Below are 15091 nucleotides of genomic sequence, written 5' to 3' on the forward strand. Positions count from 1 at the left end.
CGATACAGGGAGGGAAGTTACCCATGCTCACTGAAACACAATTGCTACAGATTTTGCCGAACGCCCGCCCCGTAGCGGGCGTTTTTCTTTCTGCACTGAACGTCACCCTGCCACGTTGGGAAATCGATAATCCCAAACGCGTGGCGGCGTTCATCGCCCAGGTAGGCCATGAGTCAGGCCAGTTCCGTTATGTGAAGGAGCTGGGCAACGAACGCTACCTGGCCCGCTACGACACCGGCAGCCTGGCCCAGCGCCTGGGCAATACGTCCCAGGCCGATGGCGATGGCCAGTTGTACTGCGGGCGTGGCCTGATCCAGGTGACCGGGCGCAACAACTACCAGGCCTGCAGCCGCGCCTTGTTCGGCGACGAGCGCTTGCTGGCGCAACCGCAACTGCTCGAACAACCACGCTGGGCCTGTGAATCGGCGGCGTGGTTCTGGCATTCACGCGGGCTCAATGCCCTGGCTGACCGGGGCGAGTTCAACCGCATCACGCGCCATATCAATGGTGGGCTCAATGGGCTGGAGGAGCGTCTCAAACTCTGGGCCCGGGCGCGCGAGGTGTTGTGTTGAGCCGATGGCAACTGGCGCTGGGCGGCTGCTTGCTGATGCTGTCGGTAGCGCTGGCCTGGCAGATTCAGGGCTGGCGCCATGGCCGCCAGCTGGCACAGCTGGCGCAAGCCCAGGCCGAAGCCGAGGTCGCCCGAGTGCTGGCCGAACGTGAGCGGCGCCAGGTGCTCGAACGACGTCTGGAAGAAAATGAAACCCGTTATTTCAAGGAACTTGCCGATGCTCAGCAGTCTCAGGCTCGCCTGCGTGATCGCCTTGCTACTACCGATCTGCGCCTGTCGGTCCTGGTCGAACGCGACACCCTCCTTTCCGCAGTGCCTGCCACCGCCACCCCCGGCAGCCTGGATCATGCAACCGTACGTGCCGGACTTGAGCCGGCGCATGCTCGACGAATTATCGCCATCACCGATGAAGGGGACCGGGGGCTGATTGCGTTACAGGCTTGTCAGGCTTATGTGCGGGAACTGCGTAGCGGGCGTTAGGGCAAAACGGACGCGTCTGTGCCTGTGAGGCATGCACTTGAAAGGCGCAAAAATGCTACGGTGTTTTCACCCCCTTCAAGGAACCCGTCATGGACCCGATCACCGTCCTCGCCACCCGTCTCGGCGAACACCTGCGTCGCTTCAATGCTCAGGTCACCACCGCTGAATCCTGTACCGGCGGCGGTATCGCCGAAGCCATCACCCGGATACCTGGCAGCTCTGCCTGGTTCGAAGCCGGCTATGTGACCTATTCCAATGCCCAGAAAACCCGTCAGCTGAATGTACCGGCGGCATTGTTTCCCGAGGTGGGCGCAGTCAGCCAGGAAGTGGTCGAGGCCATGGCCCGTGGCGCCCAGGCCGCCAGTGGTGCGCGTTTCGCCGTGGCGGTCAGTGGCGTGGCCGGCCCCGACGGCGGTTCGCCGGCCAAACCAGTGGGCACCGTGTGGCTCGCCTGGGCCGATGGCAGCCATGTCACCAGCGAACGGCGGCACTTCGAGGGCGACCGCGAAGCGGTGCGGCGACAGACGGTGATCGCCGCGTTAGACGGCTTGTTACAGCTTGGTGCCGAGTAAATCGACAACAGGGGTTTGCTCGCGCGCTCGCCTGTGGAATAATACTGGCTACTTATACAGGTATTCCGGCCATCAGGGCCAAGTCGAACACGTGAGGATTGCAATGGACGACAACAAGAAGCGCGCCTTGGCTGCGGCCCTGGGTCAAATCGAACGCCAATTCGGTAAGGGCGCGGTCATGCGCATGGGCGACCACGAGCGCCAGGCGATTCCGGCCATCTCCACCGGCTCCCTGGGCCTGGATATCGCCCTCGGCATTGGCGGTCTGCCGAAAGGCCGTATCGTCGAAATCTACGGCCCGGAGTCGTCGGGTAAGACCACGCTGACCCTGTCGGTCATCGCCGAAGCCCAGAAGAATGGCGCCACCTGTGCCTTCGTCGACGCCGAGCACGCCCTCGACCCCGAGTATGCCGGCAAGCTGGGTGTCAATGTCGACGACCTGCTGGTTTCCCAGCCAGACACCGGCGAACAGGCCCTGGAAATCACCGACATGCTGGTGCGCTCCAACGCCGTTGACGTAATCATCGTCGACTCCGTGGCTGCCCTGGTACCCAAGGCTGAAATCGAAGGCGAGATGGGCGACATGCACGTGGGCCTGCAGGCTCGCCTGATGTCCCAGGCACTGCGCAAGATCACTGGTAACATCAAGAACGCCAACTGCCTGGTCATCTTCATCAACCAGATCCGTATGAAGATCGGCGTGATGTTCGGCAGCCCGGAAACCACCACCGGTGGTAACGCCCTGAAGTTCTACGCCTCGGTGCGTCTGGACATCCGCCGTACCGGTGCAGTCAAGGAAGGCGACGAGGTGGTCGGCAGCGAAACCCGCGTCAAGATCGTCAAGAACAAGGTGTCGCCACCGTTCCGCCAGGCCGAGTTCCAGATCCTCTACGGCAAAGGCATCTACCGGAACGGCGAGATCATCGACCTGGGTGTGGCCCAGGGGCTGGTCGAGAAGTCCGGTGCCTGGTACGCCTACCAGGGCAACAAAATCGGTCAAGGCAAGGCAAACGCTGCCAAGTACCTGGCTGAGAACCCGGCCATTGGCGCCGAGATCGAGAAGCAGATCCGCGAGAAGCTGCTGACCGCTGGCGCTGTTGCTGCTGCCGGGAAGGCTGCGGCTGCCGAAGCTGATGCCGATGACATGGCCGACGCTGACGCCGGCTATTGATTGCACGGGTACCGAACATGTCCGCCGAACTCGACACCCCCGTCGCTATCAGGCGGACAGCCATGGACCTGCTCGCGCGACGTGAGCACGGTCGTGTCGAGCTGACGCGCAAATTGCGTCAGCGCGGCGCTTCGGATGAGCTGATAGAGCCCGAACTCGATCGGCTTGCCGAAGAAGGGCTGCTCAGCGAAGCCCGCTATCTCGAAAGCTTCATCCGTTATCGTTCCGGCTCTGGCTATGGCCCTGCGCGAATTCGCGAGGAGCTGAGCCAGCGCGGCTTGGCGCGGGCGGATATCGAGCAGGCGCTGCGTGACAGCGGGGTAGAGTGGAGCGAGCGCATGCGTGAGGTGTGGCAGCGCAAGTTTGCTGGTCAACGCCCCCACGACCCGCGTAGCCGTGCACAGCAGACGCGTTTTCTTGCTTACCGTGGATTCCCCATGGACATGATCGGTCGTCTGCTCAGTGGACGTGATCTCGACGACTACTGAAGATGAGGGGCGCAGTACGCCCCTCCACAGCAACACGGTATCAATTGGCTTTCAACGCCTCCCGGGCCCGCTGGGTGGTATGCATGGGTTGCGGCTTGGCCCAGTTCTCCGGCAAGTTGATGAAATCCACCAGTTCGCGCAGCCGGCCCTGATCCCGGCCATTGAAGGCAAATGACAAACGGGTCAGGTGGCTGAAGTTGCCCACTTCGTGCTCGGCACTGCTGTCAGGTTGTTGGTGATACTTGCCACTGAGGCGCAAATCGGCGAAGCCTTCCTGAATGTCATACAGCGCCGCCTCGCTGAGCGGGTGATGCATGCGGATCACGAACTGGCTCTTCAGCCAGCGGCTGGAATGGTAGTTACTGTAGAACTGGTTGATTTCCTCGACCGCCTCGTCGGCGCTGTGCACCAGGCGCAACAGCTTCAGGTCGCTGGGCAGGATGTAGCGGTTTTCTTCCAGCTGGCGGCTGACGAAGTCCAGGCAATCGCGCCAGAAGCTGCCGCCCGGCGAGTCCAGCAGCACTACCGGTACCAGCGGGCTTTTGCCGGTCTGGATCAGGGTCAGCACCTCCAACGCTTCATCCAGGGTGCCGAAACCGCCTGGGCACAGCACCAGGGCATCGGCTTCCTTGACGAAGAACAGTTTGCGGATGAAGAAAAAGTGGAAAGGCAGCAACTTGTCGGTGCCGTCCACCGTGGGGTTGGCGTGTTGCTCGAAGGGCAGGGTGATATTGAAACCCAGGCTGTGATCGCTGCCAGCGCCTTCGTGGGCTGCAGCCATGATGCCGCCGCCGGCGCCGGTGATGACCATCAGGTCCGAACGCGCCAAGGTCGCGCCCAGCTCGCGGGCCAGGGCGTACATCGGGTGTTCCAGTGGTGTGCGTGCCGAGCCGAACACGGTTACCTTGCGCCGACCCTTGTAGCGTTCCAGGGCGCGAAACGAGTGGTCCAGTTCGCGCAGGGCCTGCAGGGTGATCTTGGCGCTCCAGCGGTCGGTGTCGTCATGGGCCATGCGCAGGATGGTCAGCATCATGTCGCGGTACAGCGGCAGGTTGGGGCTGTCCGGTGCCACCAGTTGCAGTTGTGCGTCGATGTTGCTCAGGTCGATGTTGTTGTCGCGAAAGTGGCTGAACAGCAGTTCGTTCGATTGGTAAGGCATGCAACGTCTCCTTCTACACCAATACCTCTGACCTCAATCTAGACCCTTGCGTCCGATCGTGCCGGGGTGTTTGGCCTGGCCGCTCGTCAGCAGGCAACCACTGGCGATGCGGGTTTGGTTAACTGGATAGGCGAAACGTGTCGATGCAGGAGGTGGCGGTATGCATCGCTTGATCATCGAGGTGGACCGGCAGCTTTACCAGCAGCTGGAAAATGCGGCCCGGGCGCATCACCTGAGCCTTGAGGCCGAATGCCGACGCAGGCTGTTGGGGCTCGAATGCCAATCGCGCTACTTGCAGGCGTTGCTGGCAGAGATGCGCGCCGATGCCGCTGAAGGATGTTGGCGCGCCCGGGAGGACGAAAAGGCGTAGCGATTACCGGTTGTCGTTACTTCTTCTTGTTGCCGGCCACGCAGCTGGCATTGTCGAAGGCCTGGTCCATGATCGGCTGGTTGGTCTTGTGTACCGTGAAACGGTAGACCATGACTGCGCCCTTGGACATCAGGTTGCGGAACCCGTTGTTGCGGCAGACGCTGTCACCCAGCTGGCTGCGAACCTGTTCCGGGTTGGCCTGCATGCGCTCGGCATGGCTCTGGCGCACGCTCAGGTGGTTGATCAGTGCCTTGCCTTCCACGGTATAACCCTGGTCGAGGATATCCTCGTTGATGGCCCGCGGGGTGCCGACACTGCTCTCTTTGGCGACCTTCTGCAGCATGTTGTTCAGGTCGTAGTCCTGCTTGGAAGCCGCCTGGGCTGCCAGGGGCAGGGCGAGCATCAGGCTCAGGACGGTGGCGATACGGCGCAGCATGGATCTCTCCTGGTTCGGTGACTGGCGCTTTGACATGCGCGGGTCGACAGCGTTCCGTTACTATCGCGAAGGGGCGAGGTTCAGGCACGTCAAAACCCGATTATAAAGACCGCCTTGCCGGCTGCACAGCAATTGCGCCCTGTTCTGGTAGACTGGCGACCTTGTTTTCACCGAGCAATCCTAGTGTCCGTACCCAATCTCTCCAGAGGCCTGCCGGCATGAGCCATGCGGTAGCGCGCCTGCGCGCCGAACGCCTGGCGCGCAGCAACAAGCCTTTTATTGCCCGGGGGTCGCGTGCCGAACGTTGCCCGGATTGCCGGGTCATCGCCAGCCATTGCCTGTGTGCCTGGAAGCCGCGGGTGCAGGCCGATTCCGGCATGTGCCTGCTGATGCATGACACCGAGCCGCTGAAGCCGACCAATACCGGATGGCTGATCGCCGACCTGATCGAAGACACCTTCGCCTTCGGCTGGCTGCGCACGTCGGTCGACCAACGCTTGCTGGCATTGCTGGACGACCCGCGCTGGCAGCCCTACATCGTCTTCCCAGGCGAATTCGTTGCCCAGGAACGGGTGGTCAGCGGAGTGCGGCGTGAACCGGGCAAGCGCCCCTTGTTCATCCTGCTGGACGCTACCTGGACCGAGGCGCGCAAGATGTTTCGCAAAAGCCCGTACCTCGATCGCTTCCCGGTGTTGAGCCTGGCGGCCGAGCAGATGTCGCGCTACCGCCTGCGTCGCTCGCGGCGCGATGATCACTTCTGTACGGCGGAAGTGGCTGCCATGTGCCTCGACCTGGCTGGCGATACCCAGGCCTCGCAGGCACTGGATGCCTACCTGGATGTGTTCAGCCTGCATTATCTGAGCGGCAAGCGGCGCCTGCCACTGGATGAGCAGGACGACACCCATCAGCGTTTGCATACCTTCCTATAGTCCAAGGGGCACAACCCCTGCTTTGGTTCATAATGACCCTACCCGAGTGCCCGACACAGAACAGGATCCCCAGATCGATGGCCACTTATGAAATCCTGATTGCCGATGACCACCCGCTGTTCCGCGGCGCCCTGCGCCAAGCCGTTACCCTCGGCCTGGGCCCGGATGTGCGCCTGGTGGAGGTTGCCAGCATCGCCGAACTGGAAACCCGCTTGAGCGAAAAGGCCGACTGGGACCTGGTGCTGCTGGACCTGAACATGCCAGGCGCCTACGGTTTTTCCGGGCTGGTGCTGTTGCGCGGGCAATACCCGCAGATTCCGGTGGTAATGGTTTCGGCGCAGGAGGAGGCCGCCGTGGTGGTCAAGTCCCGCGAATTCGGTGCCAGTGGTTTCATTCCCAAGTCCAGCACCCTGGAAGTGATCCAGGATGCGGTGCGCAAGGTGCTCGACGGCGAAGTCTGGTGGCCGCCGCAGGCATTTGAAAAGGTGGATGTCTCGGCCGAGGCCAAGGCCGCCAGCGAAGGCCTGGCCAGCCTCACGCCGCAGCAGTTCCGGGTACTGACCATGGTCTGCGAAGGCTTGCTGAACAAGCAGATCGCCTATGAGCTGAATGTGTCGGAAGCGACCATCAAGGCCCACGTCACCGCGATCTTCCGCAAGCTCGGCGTGCGTACCCGCACCCAGGCCGCGCTGCTGCTGCAACAACTTGAATCGGTTGCCAGCAACTGATCGCGCGTGCCTTCACGCTTTTTTTACCCTTGCCGCTCTAGGCTGCTGGCCTTTCGGTTGTTAAGTGACTCACATGACATCGCCATTCAAGGGCCAGACCGGCCTCAAACGTATCTTCAACGCCGCCGGCTATTCGCTGGACGGCCTGCGCGCCGCCTTCAAGGGAGAGGCCGCGTTCCGTCAGTTGGTCCTGCTCAACGTGCTGCTGATCCCAATCGCCTTCTGGCTACCGGTCAGTCGCGCGGAGCGGGCGATCATGATTGCCGTGTGCCTGTTGGGCCTGATCGTCGAGTTGTTCAACTCGGCGGTGGAGGCGGCCATCGACCGCATCTCGCTGGAGCGCCACCCGCTGTCGAAGAACGCCAAGGACATGGGCAGCGCGGCGCAACTGGTGGCGCTGACCATGGTGGCGTTGGTGTGGGGCGTGATCCTGCTTTAAGCGATTGGCGGCAGCACGATCTCGTCACTGCGGGTAAAGCCCGCGGTGAAGTTGCGGCACAGTTCGAGAAATTCGCGCATGGCCGAGGTCTGGTACTTCTGTTTGTGCCAGATGAAGTAGAACTGGCGCCTCAGGTCCAGCTCCGGGGTTTCCACCGCGACCAGGCTGCCGCGGCGGAAGGCGTCGCGCAGGGCCAGGCGCGAAATGCAGCCGATGCCCAGGCCTGATTCCACTGCGCGCTTGATGGCTTCGGTGTGCTCCAGTTCCAGGCGGATGTTGAGGTTGCTGCGCTGATGGCGCATGGCCTGGTCGAAGGTCAGGCGTGTACCGGAGCCCTGTTCGCGCAGTATCCAGGCTTCCTGGGACAAGGTCTGCACATCGGCGCGGCCCAGCCTGGCCAGTGGATGCTGCGGCGCGCAGAACACCACCAGTTCATCTTCTACCCAAGGTCGAACTTCCAGGTCCGGGTGGTTGCAGTCGCCTTCGATCAGACCCAGGTCAATTTCGTAGTGCGCAACCTGTTGCACGATATGTGCGGTGTTCTGCACATGCAGCTTCACCTGGCTTTCCGGGTGCACCTGCATGAAGCTGCCGATCAGCAGGGTGGCCAGGTAGTTGCCGATGGTCAGCGTGGCGCCGACCGCCAGCGAGCCGAAACCGGACTTGCCATTGAGCAGGTCTTCGATTTCCTTGGCCTGGTCGAGCAGGGCCACGGCCTGCGGCAGCAGCTGCTGGCCCAGGGCGTTGAGGCTCAGGCGCTTGCCGGCACGGTCGAACAGCTGGCAGCTGGACTGGCGTTCAAGTTCGGTGATCGAGGTACTGGCAGCCGATTGCGACAGCGCCAGCACACTGGCGGCGCGGGAGACGCTCTGGTGCTGGGCCACGGCAACGAAGACCTGCAGTTGACGAAGTGTGAATCGCATATCGATATAACCGATAACACATATCTTGATAATCCAGTTAACAGATATTGTCGCTGCCCCTAAACTATCGCGCAACTGCGCGTCTTGCGCGCGCCGCGTCTTTCTTCAGGAGCCCCATTAGATGAGCAACATGAACCACGAACGTGTCCTCAGTGTGCACCACTGGAACGACACCCTGTTCAGCTTCAAGTGCACCCGTGACCCGGGCCTGCGCTTCGAGAACGGTCAGTTCGTGATGATTGGCCTGCAGCAGGACAACGGCCGTCCACTCATGCGCGCCTATTCCATCGCTTCGCCGAACTGGGAAGAGCACCTGGAGTTCTTCAGCATCAAGGTGCCGGACGGCCCGCTGACCTCCCAGCTGCAGCACCTGAAGGAAGGCGACGAGATCATCATCAGCAAGAAGCCCACCGGCACCCTGGTGCTCGACGACCTGAACCCGGGCAAGCACCTGTACTTGCTGAGCACCGGCACTGGCCTGGCGCCGTTCATGAGCGTCATCCAGGACCCGGAAACCTATGAGCGCTTCGAAAAGGTGATCCTGGTGCACGGCGTGCGCTACGTGAACGAAGTGGCCTACCGTGAATTCATCACCGAGCACCTGCCACAGAACGAGTTCTTCGGTGAAGCGGTACGCGACAAGCTGATCTATTACCCGACCGTGACCCGTGAGCCGTTCGAGAACCAGGGCCGCCTGACCGACCTGATGCGCAGCGGCAAGCTGTTCAGCGACATTGGTCTGCCACCGATCAACCCGCAGGACGACCGCGCGATGATCTGCGGCAGCCCGAGCATGCTCGACGAGACCAGCGAAGTGCTGGACAGCTTCGGCCTGAAGATCTCCCCGCGCATGCGCGAGCCGGGCGATTACCTGATCGAGCGGGCCTTTGTCGAAAAGTAAGGCGCAGGTTGGTGCAAGAAGGCGACCTCCGGGTCGCCTTTCTTATGCCTGAAATTATTGCAGGGTCTGTTCCGGCAATTTTCACAAGTAAACGCGCCAAGAGGCCGGAACAGCAAACACAACCTACTCGACGCGCATCTCGCCGCTATATACCAATATCTCCCGACAGCGTTTGCACAGGTAGCGCCGTCCCTGACGCACCAGCTTGTGCCGCTGCGCGGTAAACGGGAAATCGCTGTGCGGGCAGGGGCAGCGGTAGATATAGCGGGTGGCCACGCGTCGCTGCACCTCGTAGTTGTGGCAGCGGTTGGGCGGCAGTTCATAGACGCCGCGCATGATCAGTTGCCATTCCTCGCCATGGGCCTGAATGGCGTCGCCGAACAGCTGGTGGGCCACCAGATGCGCCACTTCGTGAGCCACGGTCTGGCGCAGGAAGTCTTCCTGGTTCTCCCGGTACAGTTGCAGGTTGAAGCGCAGCAGGTTTTCGTGCAGGTGGGCGACACCGGCTTTTTGCCCACGCAGCTTGAAGCTGACTTCCGGGCGCGGGAAGGTACGTTTGAAGAAGGTTTCGGCTTGCTGGTAACAGGTTTCGACGCGTTGTAATAGCAGCTCGGGCATGGCGGGATGGTTCTCCTGGCCGAGCATTATGCCGCAACCCTGGGCAGCCTGCCGAGCCACCGGTCAGCGCACAGGCAGAGGCCGCCTTGCGGCGGCCCCTGGCAGATGCCCCAGTGTTGGTCACGTTCTAGTTGGTGTACACGGGCCCCACGCCCAGGCCCCAGATGATCACCGTGGCAGCCATGATCGCCACCAGTACTACCAGGCCCACCGCCAGCACCGAGCTGGAGAACAGGAAGCCTTCGTCGGACGGGATGTTCATGAACGTCGGTAAACCGACGTACAGCAGATACACCGTGTAGCAGATGGCTGCGGTTCCTATCAGCATGCCCAGCCACAGGTGCGGGTACAGCGCCGCCAGGCCGCCGATGAACAATGGCGTGGCAGTGTAGGTGGCAAAGGCAACGCACTGTGCCATGGACGGGTTGGCATCGTAGGTGCGCGCCATCCAGTGGATGAATGCGCCCATCACCGCGACCCCGGCAAGCATTGCCAGGTACGACATGATGCTCATCCAGATGGCGCTCTCCATGGTCAGCATCACCGCCGGTCGATCGCCGATCACCCAGCCGACCTGGGTGGTACCGATGAACGCTGAAACAGCGGGAATCGCCGCCAGGATCAGGGTGTGCGTCAGGTACATGTGGCTGATGGTTTCTTCTTCGCCACGAATTTCCCGCCATTCCTGGTCGGGATGGGTAAACAGCCCCACAACGTGATGAATCATGCCGATCACTCCTCTCAATGTTGCCAGATGCCCCCAAATGGAGCGCAGCGGCCCGAGGCCGGAACACCGATGCAAGCGGTAATGTGGCCTTATGTCGCAGTATAGGAAGCCGTTACCTACATAAACCGTGCTTTTTAGAGCAAATCGCGCTGTCAGTGCGCCTCTTGATTACATTGAAGTCTTTGTCGGAATGCCTACAGCAGCGGCGCGTTTGTGCGTAAAATAGCCGGCTTTTGTCACACCTCGCGGATCCAAGCGCTATGGGCACCCTCTCGGTCAACCAGAACAAACTGCAAAAACGCCTGCGTCGTCTCGCCGGCGAAGCCATCACCGACTACAACATGATCGAGGATGGCGACAAGGTCATGGTGTGCCTGTCCGGCGGCAAGGACAGCTACACCATGCTCGACGTTCTGTTGCACCTGCAGAAGGTGGCGCCGATCAAGTTCGAGATCGTCGCGGTGAACATGGACCAGAAGCAGCCGGGCTTCCCGGAGCATGTGTTGCCGGCCTACCTCAAGGAACTGGGCGTCGAGTACCACATTGTCGAGAAGGACACCTACTCGGTGGTCAAGGAGCTGGTCCCCGAGGGCAAGACCACCTGCTCGCTGTGTTCGCGCCTGCGTCGCGGCACCCTGTACACCTTCGCCGACGAAATCGGCGCGACCAAGATGGCGCTGGGGCACCACCGCGACGACATCGTCGAAACCTTCTTCCTCAACATGTTCTTCAACGGTGCGCTGAAGGGCATGCCGCCGAAGCTGCGTGCCGATGATGGCCGCAACGTGGTGATCCGCCCGCTGGCCTACTGCAGCGAGAAGGATATCCAGGCCTATTCGGACATGAAGGAATTCCCGATCATCCCGTGCAACCTGTGCGGCTCGCAGGAAAACCTGCAGCGTCAGGTAGTCAAGGACATGCTGGTGGAGTGGGAGCGCAAGCATCCGGGCCGTACCGAGAGCATCTTCCGCGCTCTGCAGAACGTGGCACCGTCGCAGCTGGCCGACCGCAACCTGTTCGACTTCACCAGCCTGAAGATTGACGAAAACGCCACGCCGCGTTTCCTTGATGTGCTGAATATCTGACCCATGCGCGACTATCAGTGGCTGCACGAGTATTGCCTGAATCGCTTCGGCTCGGCCAAGGCCCTGGAGGCTTTCCTGCCGCAGCCGCGTACGCCGGCGCAACTGCGTGACATCAGCGACGACCGTTACCTGTCGACCCTGGCCCTGCGCGTATTCCGCGCCGGGCTCAAGCACAGCCTGGTGGATGCCAAGTGGCCGGCGTTCGAGCAGGTGTTCTTCGGCTTCGACCCGGAGAAGGTGGTATTGATGGGCGCCGAACACCTGGAGCGGCTGATGCACGACGAGCGCATCATTCGCCACCTGGGCAAGCTCAAGAGCGTGCCGCGCAATGCGCAGATGGTGCTCGATATCACCAAAGCGCATGGCAGCTTTGGCGCATTCATCGCCGACTGGCCGGTGACCGATATCGTTGGGCTGTGGAAGTACCTGGCCAAGCACGGCAACCAGCTGGGCGGGCTATCGGCGCCGCGCTTCCTGCGCATGGTCGGCAAGGATACCTTCATCCCCACCGATGACATGGCGGCGGCATTGATTGCGCAGAAGGTGATCGACAAGCCGCCGACCAGCCAGCGTGACCTGGCCCTGGTGCAACAGGCGTTCAACCAGTGGCATACCGAGAGTGGCCGGCCGCTGTGTCAGTTGTCGGTGATGCTGGCGCACACCGTCAACCATTGAGATCCGGGGGCCGCAAAGCGGCCCCGAATTCAGCTGCCTTCGCCCGCCAGGCGCCGCTCGTGCTGGAACTTCCAGCGCACATACAGCAACCCGGCGATGAACAGCCCCAGGCTTACCAGCACCTCAAGCCAGCCAAACACCGACCGCGCCGGGTCGAATGCCGCCAGCACGCCCTTGATGAAGTAGATATTCACCACGAAACAGGTCCACGCATGCGCGCGGGCGCTGCCTGCCAGCATGCCCGGCAGCAACAGCAGCAGCGGCACCAGCTCGATCGCCAGAATGACCTCGACCCGAGCCCCATGCAGGTTGGCGAAATACAGATTGTTCACCAGCAGCAGGGCGACCAGGCCGAAGAAAAATGCCAGGCTCAATACTCGCGTCAGGCGCAGGCGCGGGGCCAGCCATTCCAGCGGCGGCAACACCTTGGGCTTTCTAGCCACGTGCGGCCTCCAAGGCCTTGGCGGTAGTCGCCAGGCGTTGACCCAAGGCGCGGCACAGGGCGATTTCGTGCTGGTCCAGTTCGCGCTTGCCATCGGCCCCGGCATGATGACTGGCGCCATATGGCGTGCCGCCGCCGCGGGTTTCGAGCAATGCCGATTCGCTGTATGGCAGGCCCATGACCAGCATGCCGTGGTGCATCAGCGGCAGCATCATCGACAGCAGGGTGGTTTCCTGGCCGCCATGCAGGCTGGCGGTGGAGGTGAACACGCCCGCCGGCTTGCCGACCAGCTCACCGCCCAGCCATAGGCTGCTGGTGCCATCCAGGAAGTACTTGAGCGGCGCCGCCATGTTGCCGAAGCGGGTCGGGCTACCCAGTACCAGCCCGGCGCAGTGGCGCAGGTCGTCCAGGGTGGCGTACAGCGCGCCACTGGGCGGGATGTCCGGGGCTACCGCTTCGCATTCGGTGGAAATCGCCGGCACCGTGCGCAGGCGAGCCTCCAGGCCGGCCAGCTCGATGCCGCGGGCGATGTGCCTGGCCATCTCGCTGGTCGAACCATGGCGGCTGTAATACAGCACCAGGATATAGGGCGCGGTCACGGCAGGATCTCCAGCACTTTCTCCGGCGGACGGCCGACCACGGCCTTGTCACCGGCGACCAGGATCGGCCGCTCGATCAGCTTGGGGTGGCGGGCCATGGCCTCGATCAGTTGCGCGTCGGTCAGCGCCGGGTCGGCCAGGTTCAGGTCCTTGTATTCGTCTTCGCCGGTACGCAGCAACTGGCGCGGGCCGATACCCAGCTTGCCGAGCAGGGCCGCGAGGGTGGCGACGTCGGGCGGGGTGTCGAGGTAGCGCACGATGGTCGGTGCCAGGCCGCGGGCTTCGAGCAGTTCCAGTGCGCCGCGGGATTTCGAGCAGCGCGGGTTATGATAGAGCGTCAGGTCGGTCATGTCGGGTCGCTTCCAGCAGGGTGTGGCGGCTATTCTAACCGCAGCGACTGACCATTTTGCTTGAAAACTCGAGAAGGATTGACCCATGGCAAGGCGTCTGGCAGCAGTACTGGCCATCACCGCGAGCCTGTTGCTCGGTGGTTGCGGTGCCGATTATGGCGTGGACCAGCACGGTAATACGGTTAAGGCCGAACAGCTCGACGGGCACTGGCTGGTGCTCAACTACTGGGCCGAATGGTGCGGGCCGTGCCGTACCGAAATCCCGCAACTGAACGCGGCGGCCAAGCAATGGGCGGGCGACGGCATCAAGGTGGTGGGGGTGAATTTCGACGGCTTGCAGGGGCAGGACCTGAAGCAGGCTAGCGAAACCTTGGGCATCGATTTCACCGTGCTGGCCCAGGACCCGGCCGAGCGTTATGACCTGCCGCGCAGCGAGGCGCTGCCGGTCACCTATATCATCGATGACCAGGGCAACGTGCGTGAGCAGTTGTTGGGTGAGCAGACGCTCGAAGGGCTACAGGCCAGGATCAAGGCCCTGAAGGGCGCCTGATGTACCCGGGGCCGCAAAGCGGCCCCGGCAGTCCTCAGCCTTCTTCAGGCCAGAAGCGCAGCGGCTTGCCCTCGGCCGGCCAGAAACGCATCTGCTCGATCGGCGACACGTCCCAGCGTTGCACGGTTTCCAGCGCCTGCAAGAAGCGTTTTTCCTGCTCCATCAAGGCCGGCGCGCACAGTTTGCGGGTCTTGCCGACCTTGCCGAAGCTCAGGTGCTCGCCCTCCAGCGTGTATGGTGCAAACCAATGGTTGCAACCCGCGTTGCCATAGGCACGGCCATCGCTGGCCAGGGTCAGGGTCAGGTGGCTGTAATCGACCAGCGGCCGTTCGCCAATCCACTCCAGAACATAGCTGCGCTCCTGCTGCAGCCTGGCAGGTTCGGCGGCGCAGCCCAGCAGGCCGGAGGCAATCAGCACGCCGGTCAGCAGATTCTTCACTCGGCGCTCTCCTGGCAACGCGGGCACAGGTGTTTTTCGCCACGGCAGGCCCAACCCAGCTCGGCAATACGTGCACTGGCGGCAGGCTGGCGGGCTTTCTTGCCCAGCTTGGCATCCACTGCAAACTCGAACTCGAGCACGGCGTCGCAGCTGTCGCAGGCGACCTGCCAGGCAAGGATTTCCAGCTCGTTGAATACCGGGCCACTGGCCACGGCAACCCACTGGCCGCGCGGGTTGATCAGGTGACGCACGCTCTCCACGGTCAGGCGCATCGACAGGTCCTTGCTGCCCTTGAGAGTGACCAGCAGGGTATCGCCTTTGTGCATCGAACCACCGTTGCCGGTGACCTGATAACGGCCCGGCACCAGGGCGCGGCACTCGATCAGGGTGTGTTGCGGGTTGAAAAGGGTGTAACGGAAATCGTGCTCGACCATGGGTC

Annotated in this window: 23 protein-coding genes; 13 read left to right on the top strand and 10 right to left on the bottom strand. The window is 62.3% G+C overall.

Annotated elements, in window-relative coordinates:
* Window positions 1-23 precede the first annotated feature (23 nt).
* The 5 genes from B4L76_RS15410 to recX all read left to right on the top strand — a co-directional run bounded on the left by B4L76_RS15410 (window position 24) and on the right by recX (window position 3282).
* The gene (locus B4L76_RS15410; RefSeq protein ID WP_296233668.1) at window positions 24-572 is read left to right on the top strand and encodes a glycoside hydrolase family 19 protein; all 549 of its coding nucleotides are present in this window, start codon (window positions 24-26) and stop codon (window positions 570-572) included.
* A 35-nt stretch (window positions 573-607) separates the two neighbouring features.
* Window positions 608-1051 (top strand): lysis system i-spanin subunit Rz, encoded by a 444-nt coding sequence (locus tag B4L76_RS15415; RefSeq protein WP_414707205.1) that lies wholly within the window; start codon window positions 608-610, stop codon window positions 1049-1051.
* 89 nt (window positions 1052-1140) lie between these two features.
* Window positions 1141-1623: a CinA family protein gene (locus B4L76_RS15420; RefSeq protein ID WP_296233672.1), complete on the top strand. Its 483-nt coding sequence runs from the start codon at window positions 1141-1143 to the stop codon at window positions 1621-1623.
* Window positions 1624-1726: 103 nt separating this feature from the next.
* Complete coding sequence (gene recA, locus B4L76_RS15425; protein ID WP_170028690.1) at window positions 1727-2794, top strand: recombinase RecA; 1068 nt, start codon at window positions 1727-1729, stop codon at window positions 2792-2794.
* Window positions 2795-2811: 17 nt separating this feature from the next.
* The gene (recX, locus tag B4L76_RS15430; protein WP_170028691.1) at window positions 2812-3282 is read left to right on the top strand and encodes a recombination regulator RecX; all 471 of its coding nucleotides are present in this window, start codon (window positions 2812-2814) and stop codon (window positions 3280-3282) included.
* A 40-nt stretch (window positions 3283-3322) separates the two neighbouring features.
* On the opposite strand, the gene B4L76_RS15435 is transcribed toward recX, so the two are convergent.
* Window positions 3323-4441, bottom strand: coding sequence for an LOG family protein (locus B4L76_RS15435; protein WP_296233676.1), 1119 nt, complete (start codon window positions 4439-4441; stop codon window positions 3323-3325).
* Window positions 4442-4601: 160 nt separating this feature from the next.
* Between B4L76_RS15435 and B4L76_RS15440 the strand changes: the two genes are divergently transcribed.
* Window positions 4602-4811, top strand: coding sequence for a hypothetical protein (locus B4L76_RS15440; protein ID WP_296233677.1), 210 nt, complete (start codon window positions 4602-4604; stop codon window positions 4809-4811).
* Between the two features lie 16 nt (window positions 4812-4827).
* Here B4L76_RS15440 and B4L76_RS15445 read toward each other — a convergent pair whose 3' ends face one another.
* Entirely contained in the window at window positions 4828-5247 is a 420-nt protein-coding gene (locus B4L76_RS15445; protein WP_296233679.1) for a quorum-sensing-regulated virulence factor family protein, read from the bottom strand.
* 218 nt (window positions 5248-5465) lie between these two features.
* Between B4L76_RS15445 and B4L76_RS15450 the strand changes: the two genes are divergently transcribed.
* The 3 genes from B4L76_RS15450 (at window position 5466) to B4L76_RS15460 (ending at window position 7343) form a co-directional block, all read left to right on the top strand.
* Window positions 5466-6176 (top strand): tRNA-uridine aminocarboxypropyltransferase, encoded by a 711-nt coding sequence (locus tag B4L76_RS15450; protein ID WP_296233681.1) that lies wholly within the window; start codon window positions 5466-5468, stop codon window positions 6174-6176.
* Between the two features lie 77 nt (window positions 6177-6253).
* Window positions 6254-6904: a response regulator transcription factor ErdR gene (erdR, locus tag B4L76_RS15455; RefSeq protein ID WP_016715442.1), complete on the top strand. Its 651-nt coding sequence runs from the start codon at window positions 6254-6256 to the stop codon at window positions 6902-6904.
* Between the two features lie 73 nt (window positions 6905-6977).
* Window positions 6978-7343: a diacylglycerol kinase gene (locus tag B4L76_RS15460; RefSeq protein ID WP_010952700.1), complete on the top strand. Its 366-nt coding sequence runs from the start codon at window positions 6978-6980 to the stop codon at window positions 7341-7343.
* Here B4L76_RS15460 and finR read toward each other — a convergent pair.
* A complete protein-coding gene (finR, locus tag B4L76_RS15465; RefSeq protein WP_225776658.1) occupies window positions 7340-8266 on the bottom strand; it encodes a LysR family transcriptional regulator FinR in 927 nt (308 codons plus the stop codon). The two genes, B4L76_RS15460 and finR, sit on opposite strands and share 4 nt — an antisense overlap.
* 121 nt (window positions 8267-8387) lie before the next feature.
* On the opposite strand from finR, the gene fpr reads away from it, so the two are divergent.
* The gene (fpr, locus tag B4L76_RS15470; RefSeq protein ID WP_023381933.1) at window positions 8388-9167 is read left to right on the top strand and encodes a ferredoxin-NADP reductase; all 780 of its coding nucleotides are present in this window, start codon (window positions 8388-8390) and stop codon (window positions 9165-9167) included.
* Window positions 9168-9290: 123 nt separating this feature from the next.
* Here the strand turns inward: fpr and B4L76_RS15475 are convergent, their stop codons facing one another.
* Window positions 9291-9785, bottom strand: coding sequence for a SprT family zinc-dependent metalloprotease (locus B4L76_RS15475; protein ID WP_296233689.1), 495 nt, complete (start codon window positions 9783-9785; stop codon window positions 9291-9293).
* A 127-nt stretch (window positions 9786-9912) separates the two neighbouring features.
* Entirely contained in the window at window positions 9913-10512 is a 600-nt protein-coding gene (locus B4L76_RS15480; RefSeq protein WP_225776662.1) for a Yip1 family protein, read from the bottom strand.
* A gap of 260 nt (window positions 10513-10772) precedes the next feature.
* On the opposite strand from B4L76_RS15480, the gene ttcA reads away from it, so the two are divergent.
* On the top strand, window positions 10773-11597 hold the full coding sequence (ttcA, locus tag B4L76_RS15485) for a tRNA 2-thiocytidine(32) synthetase TtcA (protein ID WP_012270926.1): 825 nt from the start codon (window positions 10773-10775) through the stop codon (window positions 11595-11597).
* 3 nt (window positions 11598-11600) lie between these two features.
* A complete protein-coding gene (locus B4L76_RS15490) occupies window positions 11601-12272 on the top strand; it encodes a DNA-3-methyladenine glycosylase I (RefSeq protein WP_296233691.1) in 672 nt (223 codons plus the stop codon).
* Between the two features lie 29 nt (window positions 12273-12301).
* Here B4L76_RS15490 and B4L76_RS15495 read toward each other — a convergent pair whose 3' ends face one another.
* The 3 genes from B4L76_RS15495 to arsC are packed head-to-tail and all read right to left on the bottom strand — an operon-like array spanning window position 12302 to window position 13663.
* A complete protein-coding gene (locus tag B4L76_RS15495) occupies window positions 12302-12715 on the bottom strand; it encodes a DUF2069 domain-containing protein (protein WP_296233692.1) in 414 nt (137 codons plus the stop codon).
* A complete protein-coding gene (gene wrbA / locus B4L76_RS15500) occupies window positions 12708-13313 on the bottom strand; it encodes an NAD(P)H:quinone oxidoreductase (RefSeq protein ID WP_296233693.1) in 606 nt (201 codons plus the stop codon). Before wrbA ends, B4L76_RS15495 begins: the two co-directional genes overlap by 8 nt.
* On the bottom strand, window positions 13310-13663 hold the full coding sequence (arsC, locus tag B4L76_RS15505; RefSeq protein ID WP_296233695.1) for an arsenate reductase (glutaredoxin): 354 nt from the start codon (window positions 13661-13663) through the stop codon (window positions 13310-13312). The genes wrbA and arsC overlap by 4 nt, the downstream gene beginning before the upstream one ends.
* Window positions 13664-13748: 85 nt before the next feature.
* Between arsC and B4L76_RS15510 the strand changes: the two genes are divergently transcribed.
* Window positions 13749-14213 (top strand): TlpA disulfide reductase family protein, encoded by a 465-nt coding sequence (locus tag B4L76_RS15510; protein ID WP_296233696.1) that lies wholly within the window; start codon window positions 13749-13751, stop codon window positions 14211-14213.
* A gap of 34 nt (window positions 14214-14247) precedes the next feature.
* On the opposite strand, the gene B4L76_RS15515 is transcribed toward B4L76_RS15510, so the two are convergent.
* Together B4L76_RS15515 and B4L76_RS15520 are read right to left on the bottom strand one after the other, a co-directional pair.
* Window positions 14248-14652 (bottom strand): META domain-containing protein, encoded by a 405-nt coding sequence (locus B4L76_RS15515; RefSeq protein ID WP_296233697.1) that lies wholly within the window; start codon window positions 14650-14652, stop codon window positions 14248-14250.
* A complete protein-coding gene (locus B4L76_RS15520; RefSeq protein WP_296233699.1) occupies window positions 14649-15086 on the bottom strand; it encodes a hypothetical protein in 438 nt (145 codons plus the stop codon). Before B4L76_RS15520 ends, B4L76_RS15515 begins: the two co-directional genes overlap by 4 nt.
* Between the last annotated feature and the right edge of the window lie 5 nt (window positions 15087-15091).

Origin of the sequence: Pseudomonas sp. UBA4617 (assembly GCF_002386445.1) — a bacterium.
Taxonomy (GTDB): domain Bacteria; phylum Pseudomonadota; class Gammaproteobacteria; order Pseudomonadales; family Pseudomonadaceae; genus Aquipseudomonas.